This is a genomic window from Polaribacter glomeratus (genome assembly GCF_002954665.1).
Taxonomy (GTDB): domain Bacteria; phylum Bacteroidota; class Bacteroidia; order Flavobacteriales; family Flavobacteriaceae; genus Polaribacter; species Polaribacter glomeratus.
Genome location: NZ_MSCM01000001.1, coordinates 625,086 through 651,257, shown reverse-complemented (window position 1 = coordinate 651,257; position 26,172 = coordinate 625,086). Strand labels below are relative to the sequence as shown.

Genomic DNA, 26,172 nt, shown 5'->3' with positions numbered 1-26,172 from the left:
TTTTTTAGTTGATTTATTTTTTAATTAGCAATTACAATCGTTTGTATTGCTTGCCCTTGTATTGCTATATTTATGCTTTTTTGATCTAAAATTAAATTTATATTTTTTGCTTTTTCGCCTTCATTAAAGACAACTACTGCAATTGATCCATCCGTATTTTTTGCGGCTGTTACCATTAATTCTTTGTCCGAATTTTCTAGAGAAATAATACTTGCCTCAGGTCTTATAAACCTACTAAAATGAGAAAGTGTGTAATAAATTGGTGTAAAATAAACTTCGTCTTTTATTGGATCTACAATAACCGGTGCAACACACCAATTTTTAAACCAGTTTGGGCCTCCTTGTGTGTCTAAAACCATATTCCAATCTATCCAACCATCTACATAGTTGTTTAAACAACCAATAATATCTCTTGCATATCTGTTTACTGGCGCGTACTTTGGATGTAAATACTTGTCTTTTTCTGGTGCCCAATCCCAACCCCAATCTGTAGCTTCTTTTTTCCAATACCAAGCATCATCTTTCCATTTTGGTACTTCTGAATCTACACAAGCTTCTGATTGAATTAAATATTTATTTGGTGCTTTGTTGTGAGCGTATTGTAATTGTTCTGGAAAATAATCATAAGTACTTGCATACCAATGAATAGCTGTACCGTCAAAATATTTTGAAGTTTCCTCATTTTTATACATGGAATCTACCCACTCATCTAAATGCTCTCTATTTTGATCATAGCCTAATATTTTTACCTTAGGATAATCTGCCTCTAATTTAGGTCCTAAATGATGCTGTACAAAATTGGTCATTTCATCAGGTGTGTAATGCATACTTTCCCAATTCTTATCGTTTCCTAAAGGCTCATTTTCTACTGTAACCCCCCAAATATCAATACCTTCTGCATTATACGCTGACACATATTTAGAGAAAAATAATGCCCAAGTATCATAATATTCGGGTAATAACTTTCCTCCTAACCAACTCTTATTATCCTTCATCCAAGGAGAAGCCGTCCAAGGTGATGCTAAAATTTTAAAGCCGTCTTTAGACACTTTCATTGCATCTTTTATAAACGGAATGATGTCATCTTTATCCTCATCAACAGAAAAATGCACGAGTTCTTTGTCGTCTTTAACGGGCGCATACGAATATTGACTTAAAGAAAAGTCGCAAGAATTCATGTGCGTTCTTGTTAAAGAATACTTTGCACCACTTTCACCAAAATAAGCTTCAATAATACTATCTCTATTTTTTTTACTGATATTATTTAATAAATACGCCGATGATTCTGTAAAAGAACCCCCAAAGCCAGTTATTTTTTGTCGTTTTTGTTCTGGTAATAATTTAATTTGAATGGTGTTTTCTTGATTTTCATCCGAAGAAAAATTTTCTAATTTGGTTAAATTATTGCCATTAGCAGACGTTTCAAAAACTTCTACAACTAATACTTCTTGTTTAGGTTCGCAACTTATAATCATAAATGATAAAAATGAATAGAAAAAATATTTTGTAATTTTCATTAATTAATTATTTTGGATACTCTGTATTTGGTATTAAAACTGTTTTCATTAAAGCATCTTTTTTTCCATTAAATGTTTTAATAATTGGGTTACCGCCTCTTTTTAAATCCTTAAAAACGCCTTCATCAACTAAGTTCCAAATAGGAAATTTAGCTTCTCCTTTTAGGGTAAATAATCCAAAATGATTTTCTGAACCTTGTGCATTTTGAGCATCTTTCCATTGTTCATCAAAAGCTTCAAAATAAAAACATGAAATTCCTTCTTTGTTCGTCCATTCTCTTAAAAGATTATAATACAATCCTTGCTTATATTCATCGGTTGCTCTAGAACCATCCTTGCCATAATGACCATCAGAAATAGTTGCCCAACCGGTTTCGCCAATATGAATCGTTTTTGTAGAATCGATACTTTTTACATATTCTGAAACATTGTAATATTGATTCTTAGCAAAATTTAAAGCGCGATTCATTGCCGAATTTACTTTATCTTTTTTTGATAACTTTTGCTCGTATTTTGGAACTTTCCAAAAATCTGGGCTGTAATGTGAGTTGTGATACGGATAGGTATGCATAGAAACATAATCTACCGCTTTTATAATGTCTTCTAAATCCTTAACTCTATAACTTTCATCTCCTCCACCCCAAGAGGCAAAATCATCTGAACAAGTAATCCATAAATCTTTAGAAAGTTTATTTTCTTTCTTTAATTTTTGCAAATGATTTACCCATTTTAAAATAATATTTGGTCTTACAAAATAACTTGCAGCCCATCTTACCATCGCTTCATTACCAACGGCAATTACTTTTACAATGTCTGGATATTTATTTGCCAAAGCAACGGCTCTAGCAATTTCGCCCTCGTTCTGTGCACTTTCTACTTCATGATTTGGTGCTTTATCTGTCCATGCATTTAAGCAATCTATCCAAGCACCTAACATTACGTACATTTCAAAACTTGCATCTTCATTTTTAAGCTGATGAATTGCTTCTAGCACATTTGCTGCATGTGGTAATTTTGGTTGTACATTATAGGTTCTAATAATGCGAATGCCCATAGCGTGCATCAACTTTAAGTCTTCTTTTAATTGCGGAATTGTAGGTTGATTGTCTTCTCTTGACTTCTCTCTATATCCTCCGTAAGAAATTGCTAAATAATCTGGATTTCCTAAAATTTTGGCTGCTGTCATTTCTTTTTTTCGTTCTTCCTTTACTACTGTTGTGTTCACTTTTTTAGAACTGCATGCAAAACCAATACTTAAAACTAAAATCGTAACTAATAATTTAAAATTTGATTTCATATTTTTTATATTGATACTAATTGTTCTTGCTTCTTTTTTTCTTAATATTTTAAACCATATCCGATAGGATATAATGGTTTTATTGAGTCGTCCCAAAAATTTGGACCGTATTTTCCTTTAAAATCTTCTACGGATTTTGGCCAAGAATGGGGCAGTTTTCCAGAGAAATTATATTCTCCAAAAAGCACTTCTGCAACACCTTTACCTTCAGATCCTACTAACCAAGCTGCAATAAACGCATCCGAATTTTGTATTTGTTTTGTAACCACTAAAGGTCTGCCAGAAACTAAAACAACAATTGTTTTAATCCCTTTTTCTTGATACGTTTTTAGATACTTTTGATGCGCTTCTGTTAATGTTAATTGCAACGTATTTGACTCGTGACCAATATCTCCAAAGAATTCTGCGTACGGATTTTCGCCAACAACAATGATTGCTACATCTGCATCAAAATGATTTTGAGTAGCATCCTTATCATAAACTACAGTTCCTTTTGCTAGTTTTTTAATTCCGTTTAAAATAGTAGTTGCTCCTTTATAATTTTTTTGTGTTCCTTGCCAATTTACAGTCCAACCACCAGATTGTAATCCAGAAGAATTTGCATGTTCACCAACCACCACAATTTTCTTTGTTTCTTTGGATAAAGGCAAAATAGCATTCTTGTTTTTTAACAAAACTAAAGACTCTCTAACTGCTTGTTTTGCAACTTTTCTATGCTCTTTACTACCTATTTTAGCCACTAAAGTGGTATCCGGAAAAGGGTTTTCAAACAAGCCTAATTTAAATTTTTGACGTAGAATTCTTCTTACTGCGTCATCAATTCTAAACATAGAAACTGAATTATTTTTAACGCCTTCTTTTAAGCCATTCTGAAAAAGTTCTAAATCGCCATCAACCGCCATAATAACGTCTATACCAGCATTTACAATATCATTTTCTCCAAAACGAGAATAGGCTTTCCAATCAGAAACTACAATTCCGTCAAAGTTCATCCCAACTTTTAAAGTATCGGTAATTAGCGCTTTGTGAGCATGCATAGAAATACCCGAAATTGTATTAAATGATGCCATAACAGCACCAACATTTTCTTTAACGGCTACTTTATAAGGTGCCAACAAACGTTCTTTAATTTCTACAGATGATAAAGAAGTTTCTCCTCCTTCAACCCCAAAATCAGTAGCACCATCACCAATAAAATGTTTGGCAGTTGCCATTACAGTTGTTGCATCCGCTAAATTTCCTTGAAGTCCTTTTACAGCAGCTTTTGTTAACTTTTCTGTAAGTTCTGTGCTTTCTGAAAATGCTTCATAAACGCGGCCCCATTTTTCATTAAACGGAATTGCAATACAAGGCGAAAAAACCCAGTTAAAACCGGTTGCCTGACTTTCTATTGCCGTAATTTTTGCAATTTCTTCAACTAATTTTTCATTTCCTGTTGCGCCTAAACCAATATTATGCGGAAAAATAGTAGCGCCTTCAAAAGTATTTTGACCATGAACAGCATCAACTGCAAATAATAAAGGAATGCCTAATCTTGTAGAAAGCGCTTTCTTTTGAAGTTCTACAAACCTTTTTTGCCAATCTAAAGCTGTTTTTCCCGGATTTGGCCCTTGTGTATGAATAACTGAACCTATAAATTTAGAAGTAATATGTTCATCAGCAGCCTCTTCAAAATGTCTTATTTGAGACATTTGTCCAATTTTCTCTTCTAAAGTCATTAACTTTAAAAGAGAATCTACTTTCTGTTCTATTTGAGCTTCTTTACTTTTTTTCATTTTACCATTCGCGATAATTCCTATTAACGATAAGCAACAAATGATGTAAATTATATTGCGGCTTTTCATCAACTTTATTTAATAATTGATACTATTATATGGTTAATTTTGTTTGTTCTGTTAAACATTTTTGTACTTGTTTCAGCATCTAAAGTCAAGCTATCAAAATTTGTTTTTGAGCCATCATTAAAAAGAACTTCTACACCAATTTTGTTTGATAAACTATAAATAATTGGCACTTGACAATAGGTATAACACATTTGATCTTTCTCAATATTTAATTGATGTTTCTCATTGTTAGTGTCTATATAATCAAATACTTTGGGCGCATTTAAAAATTCTGATTTTTTTAATAATCTTGGCATAAAAACAACTTTACCATTTTCAACAAAAACACCTAACTCACCAAATCTACTTAACAAATCTTCTTTTACTTGACCTGTCATTCCTGGTTGTTGTGCTCCTTTTGTTGCTGGTGTATGCGAATATGCATCCGTAGGAAAAGCACCATATAATTCTGGTGATTTATGTACTCCAATTCCTGCATTTATTTCGTAATAATGGTCTAATAATTTACCAATTACAAGTTCACTTGCTCCTGTATTTACGGCTAATAAACAGTTTTCTTGTACTGCTAATAACAGTTTAGAAACCATGTGCCAATAAATAGAGCCTAAGCCTTCAAAACCAAAGAAAGTTCCTGAGCGACCTGTAAAAGATTTGTGATCAAAAATTTCTTCAAAAACCTGTAAAACGTATTTAGATTCTTTTGCTACTAAGTCTTTATATCCTTCCGATAAATTTTCTAAAGCAGCTTTTACACTATTTGCATTGTTGAAACCTCCGTTAAAATGATAATTTCCTAAAACGTCTTTTTCAACTACTTGCTTATTTCCATCTTGAATAAGTTGTTGCAATAATTTAGAATTTTCAACTTTTTCTGATGCTATATTATTCTTCTTCGTAAATCTTGGTAAATTTTTATTCGGATATAAAATGTAACTATATTGGTCTGCTCTAAATAATGCAGATGCTTTTAATCCGTCTAATAAATCAAGTGCTTGGTTTGGTGATAAATAACCAGAGCTTAATGCCGCAACTTGACCTTCTAACATTTCTGATAAATAAGAAATAGAAACTTCGTCTGTATTGTTAATCGTCATTAAATTATATGCATGATACATATTGTCTTGACGCTTATTTGCTCTAATACTATGGTCTAAATATTTTTTAGTGATTTCAAAAAAGTGTAATAAAGACGCTTTTGTTACAGATGATTTTTTAGCTGTAAATCCGTTTTCGTAAATAAATTCTCTGTATTCACTTGCAGGATTTCCTAAACCGTCTAACACCGTTTTTCTATCTTTATCGGATACTTTACCCGATAAAATACCTGTATTTGAATACAAGGTCTTTAAAATATCAGAAAACAAGAAAGCAACTTCATTCGAAAGATCTACTGTTTCTAAATCTGATTTTTCTACAATTTCTTCAAAGAAATTAATAAATCTTCTTAGGTAATTTAAAGTAACCATAGAAACGCCATTACCAACTAAAGCATTGTTTGCGTCATTCCATTCTGGTCGTTGTGTGTTTAACCAAATTCCGCCTTCAGGAATAAAGTTTGATACTTTTGCCAAAACAGTAACTAACAGTTTTTCTATTAAATTTACTTTGTAAACGTTGTTATTTTTATCTGTTAATAAAGAACCATCAGCACCAATTTTTGCTCTTCTTTCATCAATCTTTGCATTTAAACTATGGTCAAAATCGATGGTATCTTTTGAATTCTTTAAAATATCTGCGTACGATTTTATTTTGTATGGCACATTTGCATACACAAAAACTTCGTCTGTAAATAAGTCTGCTAATTTAGACGGATAATGTTTTTCTATAAACTCTAAAAATTTCAACAAATAAATTACTTGATGATCGCCCCAATAGCCTATGTAAGACCAAGGATCGTGCTCTTCGATTACTTCCCAATCAAAGCCACCTTTTGTAACCCTGTAAGGATTGTAACCTTCAAAAGTAGTTGCGTTTAAAAATTTATGAATCATACTCTCAATAAACTGAGGATATGAATGTGCTAATGCTTCCCAATTTTGAAAAATGTCTCTCCAGTTTCCTTCATAATCTAAAATTTTAGAGCCATCAACATCACTTTTTGTATTGATTGAAAACTTGTTCCATGGTCTACTTGGATCTCCATGTCTTCTACTAAATTTTAGTGGTAAATATTCTAAGCACAATCTTTTAAAATCTTTATCGGCATCTTTTTCAGCTAAATTTTTAATAAAATCTAGCGTGAATTTTTCTGGTAAATTTTTTAAAGATTCTTTTTTAGTTGCAAATAAGGGTTTGTTTGCTTTTGATAAATAAGTTGTAAAATCTTCTTTTTCAATAGTATAATTGTCATCAAAAATACCACCTCTCATAATATTGAAAAGTGTATTTGAAAAGTGTCTTGTATTGATTAATGGATCGTTAGAAAGTTGCAATCCATCTGAAGCAGCGGCTAATTTGATTAATTTTTTAGTTCCGGCTTCGATGCTGTCTTCTAAAAGTTTTTCTAAACCTGCATCATTTTTGATTAATTCTGAAATTTGAATAACATCAGAAACTGTTTGATTTACGTTTGCAACTTGTAACCAAGACTTTTGTTGTTTGGAAGATAATTGAATATCAGCATTTAAAAAATAAGCTCCTTTTTCTGCTTTAATATCTACTTCTTGCACCAATTTTAAGCCTCTTCTAAAATTATTTAGTTGCAAAGAAGATAATAAATACGTAGGGTTTTTAAATCCTAAAGACCAAACTAAATTTGCTTTTAAAGCTTCACTTGGTTCTGCTTTATCAACAATAATTGCACTTAAAGCAAAAATACCTAAACCGGAATCTGCTTCTAATTCACATTTTTTATAAGCATCTACTAAATTACTTCTAATACCTTGCAAGTCTGAACTTACTCCGTAAGGAATAATGTCTTGAAATCCGTCTAAAACAGAAATATCTAAGTTTTCATCAGAATTGTTTACCAACGTTGCTTTTCTAACAAAGCCAAATTGATCGCTAGAATTCCATTGATATTTAAAAGTAAGTCCTAAATCTTCATTAATTTCTTCAAAAATAATTTTATTTCCGAATTCATTTTTATAAAGATTTCTAACTATTGAATACGTTCCTGCTTGCCTTTCAGAAAAAGGTTCCCATAGCAACGTCTTATTATTTTTTTGAACTCTAAAAATAGATTTACAACCAGTTGTTTCTGCTAGTTCAGTAATTTTATCATCGGTATAATATGGAAAAATCGCATATTCTGCATTTTTTCTACCAGCAGTTAAGCCTCCATTGCTTGAAATAAACATCCAATGATTAGAGTCTGAAACAATGGTCATAAAAAAAGGACGCATTGTGTGGCTATTAGAAATTTTGTAGTAAGATTCGTTTTCGATAGTTACTAAATCTCCAGTAACTTTATGAGTTGATTTAAATGCCATATAATATTTGTAAGAAACAGTTTGGTTATTAATTTTTTCTTAATTGAATTTTTATTTATTGATACACTTTAACATAATCTATAATCATTGTTTGTGGAAAAACAGTTTCCGAATTTGGAGAACCTGGTAAATTGCCACCAATAGCCATGTTTAAAATTATAAAATACGGTTTGTTAAAAACCCATTCTCCAGAAACATCTGCAGGTGTAATTTGGTTGTATAAAACATTATCTACATAATAATTTATATAATTTTCTCCCCATTCTATTCCAAAAACATGAAAACCAGTATCAAATCTATCATTCATTAAGGTATACGCTTTAGAAACAGCTTCGCCTCCAGAATAACCTGGTCCGTGAACAGAACCTAAAACAGTAGTTGGTTTGTTACCAAGATATTCCATGATATCTATTTCACCTGCTAAAGGCCAAAAAACTGTTGATGGATCATCCGGAGTTTCAACACCTTCTTGTAGATTTGCTCCTAACATCCAAAATGCAGGCCAATATCCTTTTCCGAAAGGAAGTTTAATTCTAGCTTCAATACGTCCAAATTTTTGTTCGTATAAACCTTTTGTTAAAATTCTACCTGAAGTATATCCAGCACCTTGAAAATTTTCTTTTTTAGCGGTAATATGTAACATACCATCTTGTACTTTTACATTCTCTGAGCGGTAATATTGTAATTCATTATTACCCCAACCGTTATCACCAGTACCTATATTATATGCCCATTTTGAAGCATCTAATGTTCCGTTTGTGTTAAAATCATCTTCCCAAACTAAATTGTTTAGCGTTGTAACAGTTTGTGTTTCATCTAAATTACAACTAGCATAAGATAATACTAGCATTAGTATTAAAACATATTTAGAAACTTCTTTTAATTTATTTATAATATTCATAGTGCTATTCTATAAGAGTTTATTTTTATTAATTATGGAAATAGATGTTATCTAGAAAAACACTTGAAATTGTGCCATCTGATACATATACTAATTGCGCTAAATTAGACCTAGTTGATAACCCTGAAAAACTTGATAAAGGAACATCAACACTTATCCAACTACCATTTACTAATGGTGTAGCACTTGTGCTTCTTAAAGTAAGAGCACCTTGTCTATCATTACCACCACCAAATACATTATCAGAACCTAAATCTTGTATCTGAATCCTTAAAAAGTCTCCTGGTTTTAAATCATTTTCTAGAAAAATATCTATATGAAAATGTGTCATAGCAGAAGCATTGATTGTTTTGGCACCTTGAAACTCTGTTCCTACGAAATTAAGTGCAGTGTACTTGATAATATTATTTCCGTTAATGTTAATATCGTCTTGACCTTGAGTTGTAGAGAACGTCCAATACCCGTTAAAATAATCTACTGGTCTGTTTATATAAGCATCACTAAAAACAGCTATTACTTTTGCAGCTTCTAAAGTTGGTGTTGGTGCTAAAGCAATAGAACTAACCTCTAAAGAACCTGTAGCTTGCACTCCTTTTAATTCTGCTGTAACAACAGCAGAGCCTTCACCTGCTAAAAAAACTTGATTCCCATTTGCTTGCGCTACGTTAGCATTAGAAGAAGAAAAGTTAAAATAACTTGAAGAAGCCACTACATTTACGTCTTTACCATTGCCTAAATTAGAAGTAACACCTACTCCACTTATTGCTAAATTTTCACCTACAAAAGCAACTCCGGTTACATCTAAACCGTTATTTATAAATGGTCTTGATTGACCTATAGTTCCTAGATTTTCGAACTTAACTTCATCCATCCAAAAAGTATATCCAAATCCGTTTATTGCGCCAGCAGAATAAAATAACATTCCTCTTTCTTTAGTTAATTTTGATGCATCTGGAATAGGAATTATAAACTTAGTCCATTCTGTTGATAGACTTAAGTTTACCAGCTTTGCTGTTAATTCTGGCTCTCCAAAACCGATTTCAGCAATAATAGCTCCTTGAGAAGATTTTGCCCAAAAAGTAAGTGCATTAAAGCCTGTTAAATCTCTACCCGCGCCATCAATTAAAAATAAAGCGCCTGCAAAATTCCCTTCAGGATCGGTTGAGTTTGGTACATTAAAGCGCATAGAAGAGCTACCTTGATAACTTTCTTTATCGTCTATTGACCATGCTGTTAATTTTGAACCAACTGGGTTTGTAGCATCTGGACCATATGGAAAATAAAAGTTAGTTCCCATACCTACGGGACTATCCGTGAAAACCTCAGCAGTTCTTGGATAAGTTGCCAAGCTTACATCCGAAGAAATCTCTCTCTCACAACTTAATGATACTGAAAAAATTAGCGTTAAAAAAAACGCCTTTTTTAAATTCAAAATTTGTATTTTTTTCATTTTTTTTTATTTTTTTTATTAGAAACGTGTACTTAAATACACATCAATATTAATTAATTATAAAAATAAATATTATCTAAATATATATTTCTTAAAGATGAGAAATTAATATTTTCAAAGATAATTTGACCTACGTTATTTCTAACTGTTGATGACAAAGAGAACTCTATAGGCATCCAGGCATTTGCAACAATACTTGCTGATTTTCTAACAAATAACTGTTTTCTAGTATCATCACCACCGCCACTAGCTTGGTCTGGTCCAAAATCTACAATAGTTACTAAAAAGTCGAAGTTTGATGGCACTACTCCTGGTATGTACAAATCAAAATGTAAGTTAGCTTTTTGGGTTGCATCTACGATAGGATTTGCAAATTGAATACCAACAAAGTTAAAGTTAGTATAATTTAGTATCTGATCGCCATTAACACTAAAATCAGCAGATAGTGTAGTTTGGTATGGTTGCCAATATCCATTATAAAAATCTACAGGTGTATTGTTGTAGTGATCGCTAAATATAGAAATTACATTACTTGATGCTCTTGTTGGTTTTGTTGGAAAAACAAAATAACCCCTTGATTTAATTGTTAAAGAACCTGATGCTTCTAGCTCTCCTAGAGTTGCAGTGATAACTGCTGTTCCTTCAGAAATAACTTCTACCACACCTGATTCACTTACTTTTGCTACCGATGGATCTGAAGATAAAAACTGATAATAATTAGCTGCTACTGCTATTGTTTGATCAATTCCTGAGACTAAATTAAAAGTTTGAATTAAACCTGCAACCTTAACATTTACACCAATAAATGAATCTGTAATAATATGTTCACCATTTTGAATTGCTGGCCTAAGTTGAGCCACCGTTCCTAATTTTTCAAATTTTAATTCGTCTATCCAAAAAGAATAACCATCTCCGCCTTCTGGTCCTTCCGCAAACCACATTAAACCACTTTCTTTGGTAAGTTTAGATGCCATTGGTATGGGAATCGTATATTTAACCCAATTTGTGGTTAAACGAAGACCTTGTTTACTTACCTGAAATTTATTTTCGCCAAAGTCTTGACCAAAACCGATATCATTTATGGTAGCTGCCTTTGACGATTTTGCCCAAAAAGTAAGTACATCATATCCAGATAAATTTCTACCTCCGTTATCATCCCTAAAGATTGCACCAGCAAATGCCCCTTCTGGATCACCAAAATTAGGCACATCGAAACGCATAGAAGCTTTTCCTTGATATTTTATTTCTGTATCCACAGAGAAAGCGGTCATTTTAGAACCTGCAAAAGGATAGTATTCTAAACCACTGCTAAAAGCATCTATAAACACTTCTGCGTTGGTAGGATATCCTGCTAATTCTGCTTCTTGCGAAAGCTCTCTTTCGCAACTAGTAGTAACAATACCTAATAATGCCAACATTGCAAAATTTCGTAAACTAAATAGATTATTATTTCTCATTGTATAAGATTTCTATTTTCCTATATTGATATGAACATATGTTCTAATTTCCCATTCTGATCCATTAGGAAAACCAACAGGACTGATTGTTGGTGCAGTATCAAACTCATTTGTAGTTTGCGTAGGAAGATATCTTGGTGAAAATTGATCTAAAGCTCTCCAAGTTCCTCTAATACCAACTTTTGTATCAGGCAATAAAAACCAATTAGGTTTACCTACTGAAGTTGAAAAATCAAGCATTAATTGTAATGGAAAAGTTAAGTTAAAATCTCTGTGATAATCAAAAGGTCCCCAATCGTTCACTTTCACCATTCCTGTAAGTTTCATTTTATTATAAATCATTCTTAAATCTGCACCACCTCTATAAATTAATCTTTCGCTATCTCCATTTGCTTGACCTGTTCCATAGTAGAAATTTGCTATTAAGCCTAAATCTGGATTTATTTTAGAAACCATTCTTGAATTAATTTCCCATAAATCTGCTGCTGGAGCCGATTTTGAAAATGCAAATGAAGAACGATTTGCTAAGAAACCAATGGCAGCATCTTGTGTAGTAGGTAATTGTCTAAATACAAATCCTAAATTCATCGCAAACTTAGCATCTTCTGCTCTATCGTTGTCAAATTCGTACATATAAGTTGCTGGAGTAGGATCAAAAGTGAATAAAATTTCTCCTGCGGTCATCTCTCTGTTACCAGCTCTTACAACAAAAGGATCATCAACAAAATTTCTTAATCTTCCTGGCGCATTACCACCATTTGGCATCGCTTCTACTAATGGTTTTTGATACATGAAATTTGGTGCAATTTGAAATTTACCACCAAAATTATATGAAATACCTGTAAGTATATTGCTCATATTACCACTTCCAGAATCTTTTAATTTCCATCCTGTAAAAGTAAGTGTAGCATCTGCACCACCGTTTGCTACTAAGCCCATAACAGAACCTTGTGCATACCAATTAAAACCTGCATTTGTGTACGTTATTTTTGCTTTACCTCCCCAATTGTCTTTTGATTGAATTTTGTCATTTACAACTTGTCCATTTTCATTTATATCTTGATACACTCTACCGTTTAAAGGATTACCTCCCCAAATAGCACCAAGTTGAATTCCAAAATTATCTCCTTTTTTCTCAACAGCGATTGTTGCTCTTTCTGTTGGTAAAGCTGGTATTACTCCTGTTCTTAACTGTGTAGGATCTAAAACTCTATTTCCGTTTTCATCTAAACCAGAACCTGAAACTATATCTTTATGATAAATAGCTGAAAAGTCTAAGCCTTTAATAGTTCTTTGATACTTTAATAAAACAGCTGGATTTGCTCCCCACCACAATTGTGGTCCAAAAGCAGCTTTTAATCCTGATAAAACACCTTTTCCATCTACTTCAATTCCAGAAATTTCACCATTATAGATATCTAAATTAGGTCCGTAGTATGCCTCTGGATAAAGCGCAAAGAAATCTCCTTCATAACCCCAATGATAATGACCTGTTCTATAAAAACCTCTTAAATCGAAGTCTTCTGCATTCCATTCAAATTCTGCATTATAAACTCTTAATCTATTATTATCTGTTAAAGTTGCAGTACCATTTGGCGTTTCTACTTGAGTTGGTCTACCAACATTTTCGTAAAAGATGTCATCAATAGGATTTCCTGCAACATTTCCTAAAATATTAAAATTAACTTCTGCTTTCATATTTGCAGAAGGTTGACCTTGAACACCTACAAAGTAAGATTGCATATGATCAAAACCTAATCTGTCAGGAAAAGCATCACCAGTTCCATCTGCAAATTGTGGAGTTGTTAATAAAGAACCTCCTGTATTGAATGTTGTAAACTCTGCTCTTAAATTACTTATTTTTAATACCTCAGTGCTTCCCATAGCCGCTTTATCGCCTCTTGCTTTTAACACAGCATCCATTAAGCTAATATTCTTAAAATAATTTTGAACGGTAATAGGAGTTGTTTCAAATACATTAAGTTGATGCGCTTGTTTTAAAGCATAGTATGAAGCTCTTGGATAAAGTGTATAAAGACCTCTGATATCTGTTGGTCCTTTAGCAGCAATACCAAACCACTCTTCATTCATATTTTTATCACCAGACTTTGCTTGATCTAAATCATAACCGTTGCTTGACCAAGATGCTTTACTATCGTGTACATCTGCATTTTTTCTATCATCGAAACCTGCTTTAAACCAACCATCACTAGATTGAAAAGTAAAACCACCTATAGAATTTTGTGCTTTGCCTAAACCATAAGCATTTTCATATATCTCTTTCCAATTACTAAGCATATAATGTGCTTGCATTAATTGGTCTTCTTTATTATCTTTTGCATTAAAAGCATCAGAACCAAATTCTGTAAATAAAATTGGCTTATTAAATTCTTTACTAACTCTACTAAATGCATCAGAAAAAGAGACTCCACGATACATATTAGTTCCATAGATGTCAATATCTTTACATTGTTCTGCAACGATGTCTAAATACAATAAATCTCCATTACAAATACCTATTGGATGAGACTTATCGATTGCTTTCATTGCTAATGTTGCGTCGTTAAAAAGCTTGTACATCGCTTTTGCTTGCGCTCTTTTTGCTTGATCGTCATCGTTGATTATAACTCCCGAGTCTGTTTCAGCTCCTTCCCAAGTTAAATGGTAATTATTTTCATTACCTAACATAAAAAGTAATAAACCAGGTGTATCCTTGTATAATTTTAACATATTAACCGATTCATCAATAAGGTTTTTACGAACCTTAGGATCGGCATAGTTTGTTTTTGCGTTATAAATACCACCAATAGTAACGCCATAAGCACCAAACTGGTGATTAATCATTGTGTATATTCCAAAATTCTTGTAAATATAAGTAACCCATTTTGGGGGCATTCCAATATAAGTTCTAATGGCGTTAACGCCCATATTTTGCCATAAGGGCATTTCCTGATCTAAACCAGCTTTAATTATTGCATCAGATTTCTCCCAAAATTTAGCATCCAAAACATTGTAACCAATAGGAACATAATCCCAATTAATACCATTAACAATAAAATCTTCGCCGTTAACAAGTAGTTTCATTCCTTTTTCACCGCTGAAAATAGAAATTTTATCAGCCTGCGAAAAGCTATTTAAAACGAATAAGAAAAGCAGTAATCTTAAAAAAATATTCTTCATAATTTGATTTTTTAAATAATGATAAGTCGTTAAAGGTTTTTAATTCTATTTGATATATTTTTGAATTTCATAAAACTAAAATAATTTTATTGTTATTTTATTAATAATTACCTAAACAAAAAACATACATCATAATATTTACACAAAAAGCCTGATAATACGATATTTATGAAGCAAAAGAAATTACCCCTTTTTAATGTATCCTTCTAAATGTTGTGGTATTGTATTGTTTCATTTCATATTGGTTTGGTAAAAAAGAGTTTACACTTAGTATAAAAGTAAAAAAAAGTACTTGAAACGTCTGAATTATTTAATTTAAATTACTTTTAAAAATTTATTTTGATTTTAAAAATTCATATTGGATTAATAAAAAAGGTCAGTATAAACTGACCTTTTTTATTAAACTTAAGTCTTGTTATTCAAGAATGATAATAAACCACCAATCAAACTCAGCGTTACCGTCTGTAGTTCTTAATATCATTTCATTAGGAACATCTCTATCAAAAATTTGGTATTTATGGTTTCCTCCTGTATAATAACCTATAAATCCATTACCTGATAAACTTATTGTTTCTACTCCTCCTGGAGCCGTTAAAGTATAAGTTGCAGTATAATCATCAAAAGGATAATTTTCTATTTCTGGGCCGTTTACATTTCCTGTAGTATTTGGTCCTAAATCATTAACAATATACGGAGATCTTCCAAAAATAGTACCGTTGGTTGTATAGGTAAAAGAACCATCAGAACTAAATACAAAACGATCATCGTACATTCCCAAACCAGCTTTCTCATCTATTCCTGCACTATACCACTCTGTAGGAGTTAAACCCCCAACTGGACCCAAACCAAAATGACCTGGCTTAGCCGATTTAATTTTCCATGATTTAGTTTTAACTGCTGTAGGGTCTGCAGGATCAAATCCATATAATTTTGATTTCAATTCTACGGGTGCTGAATATGTAGATAATACATCTACTTGTACAGCTTTACTAGAGGAAACACCTGCAATACCAGATGCAACTACAGTAACTGTATATTTATTTAACCCTAAAGTACTAAAACTAATAGTAGTTTTACCCGATAAAGCAACAGTCTCTGAGCCACTAAAGACATATTTATAGGATACTGCATTATCTGCAGTTGCTGTAAAGTTTACAACTCCACTTCCATCTCCATTTGGGTTACTAGCATCAGCTCCAACAATTTCTGCTGTAATTTGGATATTTGAAGGCGCTATGATTTGTCCAAAAGTATAATCGTTTTCTTGACAACCAATAAAAACTATTGTTATCAGAAAAAAGAATGCTTTTATATATTTTGTTATTTTCATTTTATTTGTTTTTAGAATTTTAATAGTTCTAGACTTAATTTATAGACAATAAAACGTTATCTATATTAACCATTCCATTTTGTCCATTTAGATCAAATAAAACTCTAGCATTTGTTGCTCCAAAAGCATCAGAAGATAGTGTTAATGTATACGTTGATCTTACAGTTGTTATATCGACTGGTTTTGAATCATTCGAAAAATCGCCTCCACTTAAACCAATTCCTCCAATTATTGATCTATTTACATCAGACCAAGCATCAAAAGTTAAAGTATAAGAGTTTCCTTTAATAATTTCAAGTTTTTGACTAACATTTACAAGATAAGGCTCACTTGGTTTTGCATTTGTTACATTAATAGAGTAGTATGTATTGCCTGCATTTGTTACTACTGGTGCAGCAAGATTATCATCTACACCTACAATCCAAGGATCACTTCCATTTTCGAAATCTCCATTCGTTAATAGACTATTAACATTTAATTTTAATGAAACATTATCAATATTAACCAACCCATTTTGTCCATTTAAATCGAATAAAACGCGAGCATCTGCAGCTCCAAAAGCGGCTGATGACAATGTTAATTCATAATTTGATTTCACAGTAGAAATATTGACCGGTTTAGAATCATTTGCAAAATTACCCCCACTTAAACCAATTCCTGCTATAATAGCTCTATTTACATCAGACCAAGCGTCAAAAGTTAAAGTGTACGTATTTCCTTGAATAATTTCTAGTTTTTGACTAATATTTACAAGGTAAGGCTCGCTTGGTTTGGCATTTGTTACGTTTACAGAATAATAAGTATTACCTGCATTAGTTACCACGGGTGCTGGAGCATTATTATTAACACCTAAAATCCAAGATTCGCTACCTTTTTCAAAATCACCGTTATTTAATAAACCGTCATTAAACGGTGCTGCTGCAGGAGCTCTATAGAAATAAAAATTATCTATATATACAACGCCAGAAACCCCATCTGAATCTATTAAAATCTGTGTTATCTTTTGTTTGTTTGCTAAATTACCACCATCAAAAGCAGACATGTCTATCTCAACACTTTGCCAAGAACCGCTAAGAGTAGTGCCTAAAGAGGCAACAGCTTCACCAGAATCTATAGTATTCACTATTTTTACAGATAATCCATTTGACCTTCCAGCTGGCACCCAGTAATCTATATGTAGCATTTCCATTCCAGATAGATCTATACCAGTGTCATCATTAGTAACTAAACCTAAAAAATCTAACTTTGTAAGTTTCCAAACATTGTTATTATCTATAGTTGTAGCTTCAAAATTTGTTTCTGACCAAGACGTTGGTAATTCGCTTAAAACTACGTTTGCATATTTATCACTAAAAATAGATACTACGTCTGTAGCAACTCTATTTCTTGGTGATGGTGCTGCAACTAAAGGTGCTAAAATTTCTGTAACATTAAAATTTACCAAAAACTCAGTTGTTTCTATTGCTCCTCCTTTTGCAATAACTTTTACAGCATACGTGCCGGCAGTTGCATATTTATAAGAAATTGTTGTTCCAATATTTCCTGATTTTACTGGTTGAGCAACTCCTGTTTCGCCAGATTCAAAATCAAACATAGTAGCAAAATCTGCATTTGCAGTAATATTTACTTGCTTAGAAATAGCTGAATCATTTTCTAAAACTACCACTAAATTTTGTGGTGCTTTAAATGAAACTACTAATTGTTGAATAACTTCTGCTGTGTCTCCATTAAGATTTGAAGCAACAACTTTTACTTCATATGATCCTTCTGCATACACATGATTTACACTTTCTCCTTGACTTATAACTACAGGTTCTAGGGTTGAATCACCTAAATATACGCTAAAACTTTGAGCTCCGTCAGCATTTGGGGTTATTGTAACTGTACCTGTATTATCTTGAGTGATATTATAGATTGCAGAGATATTTGTTGGTAATGCTATGTTATCTACAAATGAAATGTCTCTTAAATTATCTGTACACGCTACTATTAAAAATAGCATGAAAAAGATTTTATAAATATTTTTATTTTTTCTCATTTTTTTTATTTTAATAATTAGGATTTTGAGACCAACGGTTTCCTGTTAACTGAATTTCTATAGCCGGAATAGGAAAAATTTCATGTTTCCCAGCTACAAAACCATTTATTTCTTGAGCGGCTTTACCTGTTCTTACTAAGTCAAAAAATCGATGTCCTTCGCCCACTAATTCTAATCTTCTTTCTTGAAAAATATTATCTGTTAATGTTGGTCCGGTAGCAGTAATATTATTTAAATTATTACCAAAAGCTCTTTCTCTAACTCTATTTAAATAATTTTGTGCTTTTATATCGTTAGGAGTTGGCTTTCTATTGAATGCTTCTGCTGCCATTAATAATACATCTGCAAAACGTATTGATCTGTAGTTATTAGGATTTGTTAAATTTCTATCACCTTGGGCGCCAGCTTTTCTTTCTCTAGGAATGTATTTTCTATTAAAATAACCTGTATGTTCTGAACCTACACCAAAAGTTGCACCTGTACTTGTAGCCCAAGCATTAATATCTAAAATAGCTACATCTCTTCTTAAGTCTCCTGCTTGAAAAGCATTGTAGACTTCTTGAGTTGGTACATTAAAACTAAAGCCTGATGAAAATTCTGGTCCAACATAATTTCTAATTCCGCTAAAACCAACAGCAACATTTCCTTCACTACATTGTAAACAACCAAAACCTGCGCCTTCTGCCTCTGAATATTGTACTTCAAAGATAGATTCTACATTATTTTCTCCAGCTTCTTCAAAAATAGTATTGTAATTTGATACTAAATCATAAGGACCGTTTAAAATAAGATTGTCTAAAACATCCGAAGCTTTATCAAATTTATTTTGATACAAATACGCTTTTCCTAACAATGCTTGTGCAGCACCTTTAGTTATTCTACCAGCTTCACTTTGTGTATATGGTAAATTATCTGCAGCATACATCAAATCTAACTCTATTTGCGCGTATACATCTGCTTTAGGCGCTCTATCTATATTAAATTGTTCTCCAAAAAGAATTCTTTTGTCTACAATTAAAGGTACATCACCAAACCATTTTACTAATTCAAAATAATAATAAGCTCTTAAAAATCTAGCTTGCGCTAAGACTTGCTCTTTGCCTGTAAATTCTATATTATCTTTAAATTCTAAAATATAATTAGCTCTGTTTATACCAGAAAACATCCAACCCCAAATATCTCTTAATTGAGCATTTAATGGTGTGTGCATCATGTCATCTACTTCCTGAATACCTAGAACATCAGTTGCGCTTTCTCCACCTGCAAATGTATTGTCTGATGCTATTTCACCTAACAATACGTTTAAATAAGTAGATTGCAACAAGTCATAAGCACCAACAAGTGCATCTTGATAATCTTGTTCTGATTTAAAAAAGTCTTCAGAATTTTTTGCATTTGATTTAACATCAACAAAATCGTCACTACAAGAATAAATTCCAAAAGTAATTATGATTAATGCTACTATTTTATTTATGTTTATTTTTTTCATTTTTTATAGTTTAAAAATTAACATTCATTCCAAATAAAAATGTCTTTGGATTTGGATAAAAACCTTGGTCTATACCACCTCCTATTGGAGCTCCGCTTGATGCTGTAGGGTCAAAACCTTTATACTTTGTTAGTGTAAACAAATTGCTTGCAGAAACGTAAAATCTTACTTTATCAAAATCTAGTCTCTTTAAAACATCATCGCCTACCGTGTAACCTAATTGCACATTTTGTAGTCTTAAGAATGAACCGTCTTCTACAAAGAAATCTGAAAATAATGAGTTCCCATTTGCACCAGTTGTTACTCTTGGAAATGAATTACTAGTACCTGGCCCAGTCCATCTATCTAAAAAAGAAGTAGATCTATTTGTTAATGGCAATGTTCTTTCATAGTTTCTTACAATCTCGTTACCTATAGAAGCAAAAGCGTATGCATTAAAATCGAATTTTTTATAGTTAAGAGAAATGTTTAACCCCATTGTAACATCTGCAATTGGATCTCCAATGTAGGTTCTGTCATCACTGTCAATTACACCATCTTTGTTACTATCTACAAATCTCAAATCACCAGGAGCTGCATTTAATTGAGTTGCATACTCATCAACCTCTTTTTGCGTTTGGAAAATTCCATTTGTTTGATATCCGTAGAAATAACCAATAGGAAAACCAGCTTCCATTCTTGACGGTGGCTCTTGACCAACTCCAAAAGTACCACCTTCTAAAACTCCTGTTGCGTTACCAACAAATAGCACGGTATTTTGTAGTGTTGTAAAATTATAATTTGCACTAAATCTAAAATCGTTAGAAATTTCTTCTTTGTAACTAATAGAAAATTCAAAACCCTTATTCTCTACAGTACCTGCATTTACAAATGGTGAACCAGAACCTGGAGCAGAAACGCCTAATAAGCCAGATGCTTGTGGTTGTACTAATAAATCTTCTGTCTTTTTATTAAAATAATCTATCGTAATATTTACTTTATTATATAATTCTAAATCTACACCAAGATCTAAAGGTGTTTGTTTTTCCCATCTTATTTCTGGGTTTGAAATTCTACCAAAAGCAGCATCTCCTCTAACAATTTCACCGTTAAAAACATAATCTCCTTCACCATCTAATAAAGCTACAAAACCGAAAGGAGGAATTCTATCATTTCCTAAGATACCATAACTTGCTCTAAATTTCAAGAAGTTTAAAACCTCAGAGTCTTTTAAAAAATCTTCTTCGGATGCAACCCAACCTAAAGAAGCTGTTGGAAAAAATCCGAATTTATTTTGAGGTCCAAATTTAGTAGAACCATCTCTTCTTATAACCGCAGAAAAAAGATATTTGTTATCATAACCATATTGTAATCTTGTAAAATAAGACAACAAACGATCATCATAGCTTAAATTTAAGCCATTATTTCTGTTTTTAAAAATTTCTAAGAAATCTCCATTTGGTACAAGCGCATTTACTCTTACATCGTTTATCGAAGTTCCTCTAGCAAAATTTTGTTGATTTTTAATTATATTACCTTGTGTTCTAAAAACAGAGGTACCAAGCATAATTTTTACATCATGTACATCATTAAAAACTCTTTCATAATTAACGAATGCATCAAAAGTATAATCTTTAAAATGTTCTTCATACTCAGAAAAAGTGCTATCAAAAATATTAAAAACATTAGATGGCCCGTAAATAAATTCTGGCAAAAAAGTGTTCGATTTAACAACTGCATAGTTGAACTGCATTCTTGTTTCTGCTGAAAAATATTCTAAAAACTTATAATTTAAAGCATAACTACCTGCAATTTTATTTATCCATGTTCTATTTTGAGCATTTTCTACCTGCGCTAATGGATTTGCAACTTCAATACCTGTACCAACTGGCGGAGGCGTAGAAAAATTTCCAGAAGAATCATACACACCCGTTGTAGCAGGCATATTTATAGCATTAAATAAAACAGAGCCTAAGGTGTTTTCAATTAAATTTTTCTTGTTAGTATTTGTATATATCGTAGATGATGTAAATTTTAAATCATCTAAAATATCTGTATTAAAATTAAACCTTGCGGTAGTTCTGTTAAAATTAGATTTATCAGCGCCAACAATACCGTCTTGATCTATAAGTGATAGGCCAAAAGCATAAGATGATTTCTCTGTTCCTTTACTTGCAGAGTAGTCAATACTTGCAATTGGCGCAGTTTTAAAAACGTCATTTTGCCAATTTGTACCTTGACCTAAACCACTTACGCTTGGAAAAGGCAATGCATCACCATTTGCGGCAAATGCTTCGTTTGCTAAAAGTGCATATTCTGTAGCATTTAAAAGTGGTATTTTTCTAGTAGTTTCTTGAAAACCAAAATACATATTTAAGCTAGATTTTAATTCTGTATTTTTTCTTCCCGATTTCGTTGTTATTAAAATAACTCCGTTTGCACCACGAACTCCATAAATACCTGCAGTTGCATCTTTTAAAATGTTTATTGATTCAACATCATTAGGGTTAACTACACTTAAATCTTCTATAACATTACCATCTAGTAATATTAATGGTCTACTATCTCCGTTTGTAGAGACACCTCTAATTTGAATATTTACGCCCGCTCCAGGTGAACCTGATGTTGATGTAATATTTACACCGGCAACTTGCCCTTGTAAAGCTTGATCAATTCTTGTTGGTTTTAAATCTTCTATTGTAGCACTACCAATTACAGAAACAGCTCCAGTTACTTCTTTTTTTCTTTGGGTTCCATAACCAACTACAACAATCTCATCTAATGATTCTGCAGATTCTTCAAGAGTAACATTTGTTGTTTCTTGACTAACTACTACTTCTTTTTTCTTGTATCCTAGGTAATTAAAGACTAGAATAGTACCTTTTTGTACTTTAGACAAACTATAAAGTCCGTCAAAATCTGTTTGGGTACCTGTCGTGGATCCTTTGATAATTATACTTACCCCTGGCAATACATCTCCAGTAATTGCATCTTTTACAATACCTTTTACATTTAATGTTTGAGCTGTTGCCCAAAGACTAATAAACATAAAAAGAAGTAATGAAACTTTTTTTCTCATGAATAATATTTTAGTTAATAATAATGTAAAAATAAGGTTACTTTTTTGCTAAATCAGTAAAAACGACCGCAACAAAAAACATACACAACATAAAAATAGTCTTAATATACAACATGTGCTAATGTTAAGGAAATATTAAAATTACGTTATCCTACTGTAAAAATAACTGATGTTGTGGTTTTGTATAGGTATTTATAATGAATGTTAAGGTATTATACTTCTATGATATAACTTGTTAAGTTTTCATCATGTGGTAAATTCATTTTTTTTCTTAATCTGTAGCGTTTTACTTCTACACTTCTTGGAGAGATATTTAATAATGGTGCTATTTCTTTTGAAGACAAATTTAATCTAAGGTATGCACATAACCTTAAGTCGTTTGGTGTTAACTCTGGGTGTTTTGATTTTATTTTATCTAGAAACTTTTTATCAGCATTGTTAAATGCTTCTTGAAACATTTTCCAGTCATCTGTATTATTTAGATTTTTGTCAATGATTTTAACAACCTTATTTAAATTCTCTTTTCCGCCAGAAACTAATTCTGTTTTTATCGAACTTAAAAATTCGTTCTTTCTAATAATACTCATTGTAGAAGTTGCCAATTCTCTATTTTTACCTTCGATATCGTTTCTTAGTTTTTCGTTGTTAAGTTTTATTATTTTTTGAGAGCTTTCTAACTCTTGTAATTCTAACTCTTTTTGAGCTTTTTCTAATAATTTTTCTCTCTGATTTCTATAATATTTGCGATGTAAATCATTTACTAAATATGCTAAGTAAATAAAAAGAAATATATAAAGTGTAACCATAAAATTATTTACATACCACGGCTTATCAATTTTAAAAGAGTATTCTGCAACATTATTACTTAATTTATTGTCAATTGAAGCCCTTACCTTAAAAATATAGTCTCCATGAGGTAGGTTTTCAAACAAAAGCGAACTTGAATTTGATAACTTACTCCATTTTTCATTAAGACCGTCTAATTGATACTGGTACTTTATTGAAGATGTTTTATTATAGTTTGGAACACTATAGAAAAATTCAAAATTATTTTTGTAGCTCTTAAATGTGTCGCTTTTAGATAAACTTAATCTACTTTTAGGAGCATCAAATTCATGATTAAAAACCTTATTAATACTTACTTTAAAAGTATTTGGTTCTTTAATATTATTTAAATTAACAATTAGATACCCATCACTAGTACCTATTAAATATTTTTTGTCGCTTAGATAAATAATATTTTCATAACCCGAAGCACCTTTATGCACTGATCCTTTAATAGGTATTATCTCTAAACTAGGCTTGCTACTTAATTTTCCTGGTGTAAAATATCGAATATCCTCTTTTGTAAAAGACCATAGTTTATTACTCATTTTATCAAACAATAATTTTGCTGATAAAAATTTATCTTGCGGTATTAATTTACTATAAATAGTGTCTAATTTAAATTTATTTTTAGCAACATCATATCTAAAAACTCCCTTTTTACTAGAATAAAAAATATCTTTATGATATTTTATTAAACTTGAATGAATTCCTTTTTCTACCGATTCGTCTTTATTTACTTTTAATACTTTTGTAAAATCTTTGTCAACTTCTAATTTAAAAACACCGTTATACTCATGATTTACAAATATTTTATTATCCTTTTCTAAAATAAAGTATTTACTAGAATTATAAAATCCTTTAATTTTATTTCTTAATTTCCATGAAGAACCTACTTTTTCAAGAACGTATAAACCATCATAATTACCCTGAAGTATCGTAGTATTTGTTATTTTTTTAACACCCCAAGTACCTTCTACTCCTTCTATTAATTGCGCATCTTTATTCTTAACAATAAATGTTCCAGAATCATGACTACAAAAAAGCGTATTGTCTATTTCTTCTAAATCCCAAACTTGACCTTGTGTGTTATTTACAAACTGAAAAGTATCTTCTGTATCTTTTTTTCTATAGTATAATCCCTGATTAGTTCCTAAATATAAATAATCATTAAAAACGATTGAAGCATAAATTGTACCCCAAAAATTATTCTTTTTTTCATATAACTTAAAGGGCGATGTTAAATTTATTGTGTTAATACCGTTATCTAAACCTAACCAAATATTACTATCTAGATCTTCAAAAATACTTAAAACAGTATTATTACTTAAACCTAATGCTTGGGTTACTTGGTAATTTAGTTTTCCTTCTTTTGTAAGATAGATAAGTCCGTCAGAAATTGTACCTATTACTATACTACCGTTTTTTAGATGATTTGCACTATAAATAGTTTTGTCTAATAAAAAATTATTAGAAGGTATTTTCCAGGGCTTAATTTGATTGTTTTCTAGAAAGAAGAAACCATTTTTTTGCGTTAAGAAAAGAAGTTTTTGATCTTTTAAAAAAATGTCTACAACCTTATTTTCTTTTAATATTACATCGTCTGACACTAATTTAGGAACCCCATTTTCTATTCTATAAATCCCTTTTGTATTTTCTTGAAAATAAATAATTCCATCAACGATAGATAATTTAAGAATCTTTCTTTCTGCATTTATAATTTTAATGGTGTTTGTTTTTAGATTAAATAAATAAATTCTTTCTAAAGATTTGAAAATTATATAACCATCTAGCTCAAAAATTTCCCAGATTTGCTCATCTTGAAGCATTTTAATCTTCTGCTCCTTTACAATGGAAGCATATTCTAAAAGACCAAAATCATTTCTTTTCCAATAACCAAAATCCATATAAAAACCAGTATAAATCTTATCTTCAAAAGATTTAACAGAACGCATTATTGTTTCATTTGGAGTTGCATACAACTGCCAATTAGCGCCATTATATTCTAATAGACCCTCGTTATTTGCAACATAAATAAATTTATTAGTTCCTTGAGAAATTGCCCAATTTTGGTTTTCTGCACCATATATTTCTGTAGAAAAAATATTTATTGGTGGTATTTCTTGAGAAGACGATGTATAGCCAAATAAACTTATACTTATGATTACTAATATTTTAAATAATTTATAGCACATATACAGCGTTGTTGAGTTAACAATATAGTGCAAAATACTTAAAATTAATATATTAAAATAAAACAGTATTGTTATTTTTAATTTTATTTTAATATTCTTAACATGAAAATAAACGCTACAATGCTCTTTTTTGACTGATGAGCTATTTATTACTAAAAAA

Annotated in this window: 13 protein-coding genes; all 13 read right to left on the bottom strand. The window is 31.3% G+C overall.

Features of this window, described 5'->3' with window-relative positions; genetic code table 11:
- Positions 1-20: 20 nt before the first annotated feature.
- The 13 genes from BTO16_RS02705 to BTO16_RS02645 all read right to left on the bottom strand — a co-directional run bounded on the left by BTO16_RS02705 (position 21) and on the right by BTO16_RS02645 (position 26,012).
- A complete protein-coding gene (locus BTO16_RS02705; RefSeq protein ID WP_105020117.1) occupies positions 21-1,517 on the bottom strand; it encodes a glycoside hydrolase family 30 protein in 1,497 nt (498 codons plus the stop codon).
- Positions 1,518-1,524: 7 nt separating this feature from the next.
- Positions 1,525-2,814 (bottom strand): glycosyl hydrolase family 17 protein, encoded by a 1,290-nt coding sequence (locus tag BTO16_RS02700; RefSeq protein ID WP_105020116.1) that lies wholly within the window; start codon positions 2,812-2,814, stop codon positions 1,525-1,527.
- 41 nt (positions 2,815-2,855) lie between these two features.
- Positions 2,856-4,589 carry a glycoside hydrolase family 3 protein gene (locus BTO16_RS02695; protein ID WP_211298192.1) on the bottom strand — a complete coding sequence of 578 codons (1,734 nt, stop codon included), beginning with the start codon at positions 4,587-4,589 and terminating at the stop codon, positions 2,856-2,858.
- A gap of 74 nt (positions 4,590-4,663) precedes the next feature.
- Positions 4,664-8,089, bottom strand: coding sequence for a hypothetical protein (locus BTO16_RS02690; protein ID WP_105020114.1), 3,426 nt, complete (start codon positions 8,087-8,089; stop codon positions 4,664-4,666).
- Between the two features lie 55 nt (positions 8,090-8,144).
- A complete protein-coding gene (locus BTO16_RS02685; RefSeq protein ID WP_105020113.1) occupies positions 8,145-8,990 on the bottom strand; it encodes a glycoside hydrolase family 16 protein in 846 nt (281 codons plus the stop codon).
- Between the two features lie 28 nt (positions 8,991-9,018).
- Positions 9,019-10,440, bottom strand: a complete 1,422-nt coding sequence (locus BTO16_RS02680) for a glycosyl hydrolase family 16 (protein WP_105020112.1) — start codon at positions 10,438-10,440, stop codon at positions 9,019-9,021.
- Positions 10,441-10,493: 53 nt separating this feature from the next.
- Positions 10,494-11,897 carry an Ig-like domain-containing protein gene (locus tag BTO16_RS02675; RefSeq protein ID WP_170064403.1) on the bottom strand — a complete coding sequence of 468 codons (1,404 nt, stop codon included), beginning with the start codon at positions 11,895-11,897 and terminating at the stop codon, positions 10,494-10,496.
- Between the two features lie 12 nt (positions 11,898-11,909).
- Positions 11,910-15,077, bottom strand: a complete 3,168-nt coding sequence (locus tag BTO16_RS02670; RefSeq protein ID WP_105020111.1) for a glycoside hydrolase family 2 TIM barrel-domain containing protein — start codon at positions 15,075-15,077, stop codon at positions 11,910-11,912.
- Between the two features lie 415 nt (positions 15,078-15,492).
- Positions 15,493-16,407 carry a glucan endo-1,3-beta-D-glucosidase gene (locus BTO16_RS02665; RefSeq protein WP_105020110.1) on the bottom strand — a complete coding sequence of 305 codons (915 nt, stop codon included), beginning with the start codon at positions 16,405-16,407 and terminating at the stop codon, positions 15,493-15,495.
- A 34-nt stretch (positions 16,408-16,441) separates the two neighbouring features.
- Positions 16,442-18,445 (bottom strand): carbohydrate binding domain-containing protein, encoded by a 2,004-nt coding sequence (locus tag BTO16_RS17775; protein ID WP_245891945.1) that lies wholly within the window; start codon positions 18,443-18,445, stop codon positions 16,442-16,444.
- Between the two features lie 10 nt (positions 18,446-18,455).
- Positions 18,456-19,934, bottom strand: a complete 1,479-nt coding sequence (locus BTO16_RS02655; RefSeq protein ID WP_105020109.1) for a RagB/SusD family nutrient uptake outer membrane protein — start codon at positions 19,932-19,934, stop codon at positions 18,456-18,458.
- A gap of 10 nt (positions 19,935-19,944) precedes the next feature.
- Positions 19,945-22,992, bottom strand: coding sequence for a SusC/RagA family TonB-linked outer membrane protein (locus tag BTO16_RS02650; protein WP_105020108.1), 3,048 nt, complete (start codon positions 22,990-22,992; stop codon positions 19,945-19,947).
- A 212-nt stretch (positions 22,993-23,204) separates the two neighbouring features.
- Positions 23,205-26,012, bottom strand: a complete 2,808-nt coding sequence (locus tag BTO16_RS02645; protein ID WP_105020107.1) for a helix-turn-helix and ligand-binding sensor domain-containing protein — start codon at positions 26,010-26,012, stop codon at positions 23,205-23,207.
- Between the last annotated feature and the right edge of the window lie 160 nt (positions 26,013-26,172).

Bases quoted from the DNA above. Each gene is read 5' to 3' on its own strand.
- BTO16_RS02685 (WP_105020113.1), bottom strand. From the start codon at position 8,990: ATGAATATTATAAATAAATTAAAAGAAGTTTCTAAATATGTTTTAATA.
- BTO16_RS02670 (WP_105020111.1), bottom strand. From the start codon at position 15,077: ATGAAGAATATTTTTTTAAGATTACTGCTTTTCTTATTCGTTTTAAAT.
- BTO16_RS02705 (WP_105020117.1), bottom strand. From the start codon at position 1,517: ATGAAAATTACAAAATATTTTTTCTATTCATTTTTATCATTTATGATT.
- BTO16_RS02700 (WP_105020116.1), bottom strand. From the start codon at position 2,814: ATGAAATCAAATTTTAAATTATTAGTTACGATTTTAGTTTTAAGTATT.
- BTO16_RS02675 (WP_170064403.1), bottom strand. From the start codon at position 11,897: ATGAGAAATAATAATCTATTTAGTTTACGAAATTTTGCAATGTTGGCA.
- BTO16_RS17775 (WP_245891945.1), bottom strand. From the start codon at position 18,445: ATGAGAAAAAATAAAAATATTTATAAAATCTTTTTCATGCTATTTTTA.
- BTO16_RS02690 (WP_105020114.1), bottom strand. From the start codon at position 8,089: ATGGCATTTAAATCAACTCATAAAGTTACTGGAGATTTAGTAACTATC.
- BTO16_RS02645 (WP_105020107.1), bottom strand. From the start codon at position 26,012: ATGTGCTATAAATTATTTAAAATATTAGTAATCATAAGTATAAGTTTA.
- BTO16_RS02680 (WP_105020112.1), bottom strand. From the start codon at position 10,440: ATGAAAAAAATACAAATTTTGAATTTAAAAAAGGCGTTTTTTTTAACG.
- BTO16_RS02650 (WP_105020108.1), bottom strand. From the start codon at position 22,992: ATGAGAAAAAAAGTTTCATTACTTCTTTTTATGTTTATTAGTCTTTGG.
- BTO16_RS02665 (WP_105020110.1), bottom strand. From the start codon at position 16,407: ATGAAAATAACAAAATATATAAAAGCATTCTTTTTTCTGATAACAATA.
- BTO16_RS02655 (WP_105020109.1), bottom strand. From the start codon at position 19,934: ATGAAAAAAATAAACATAAATAAAATAGTAGCATTAATCATAATTACT.
- BTO16_RS02695 (WP_211298192.1), bottom strand. From the start codon at position 4,589: ATGAAAAAAAGTAAAGAAGCTCAAATAGAACAGAAAGTAGATTCTCTT.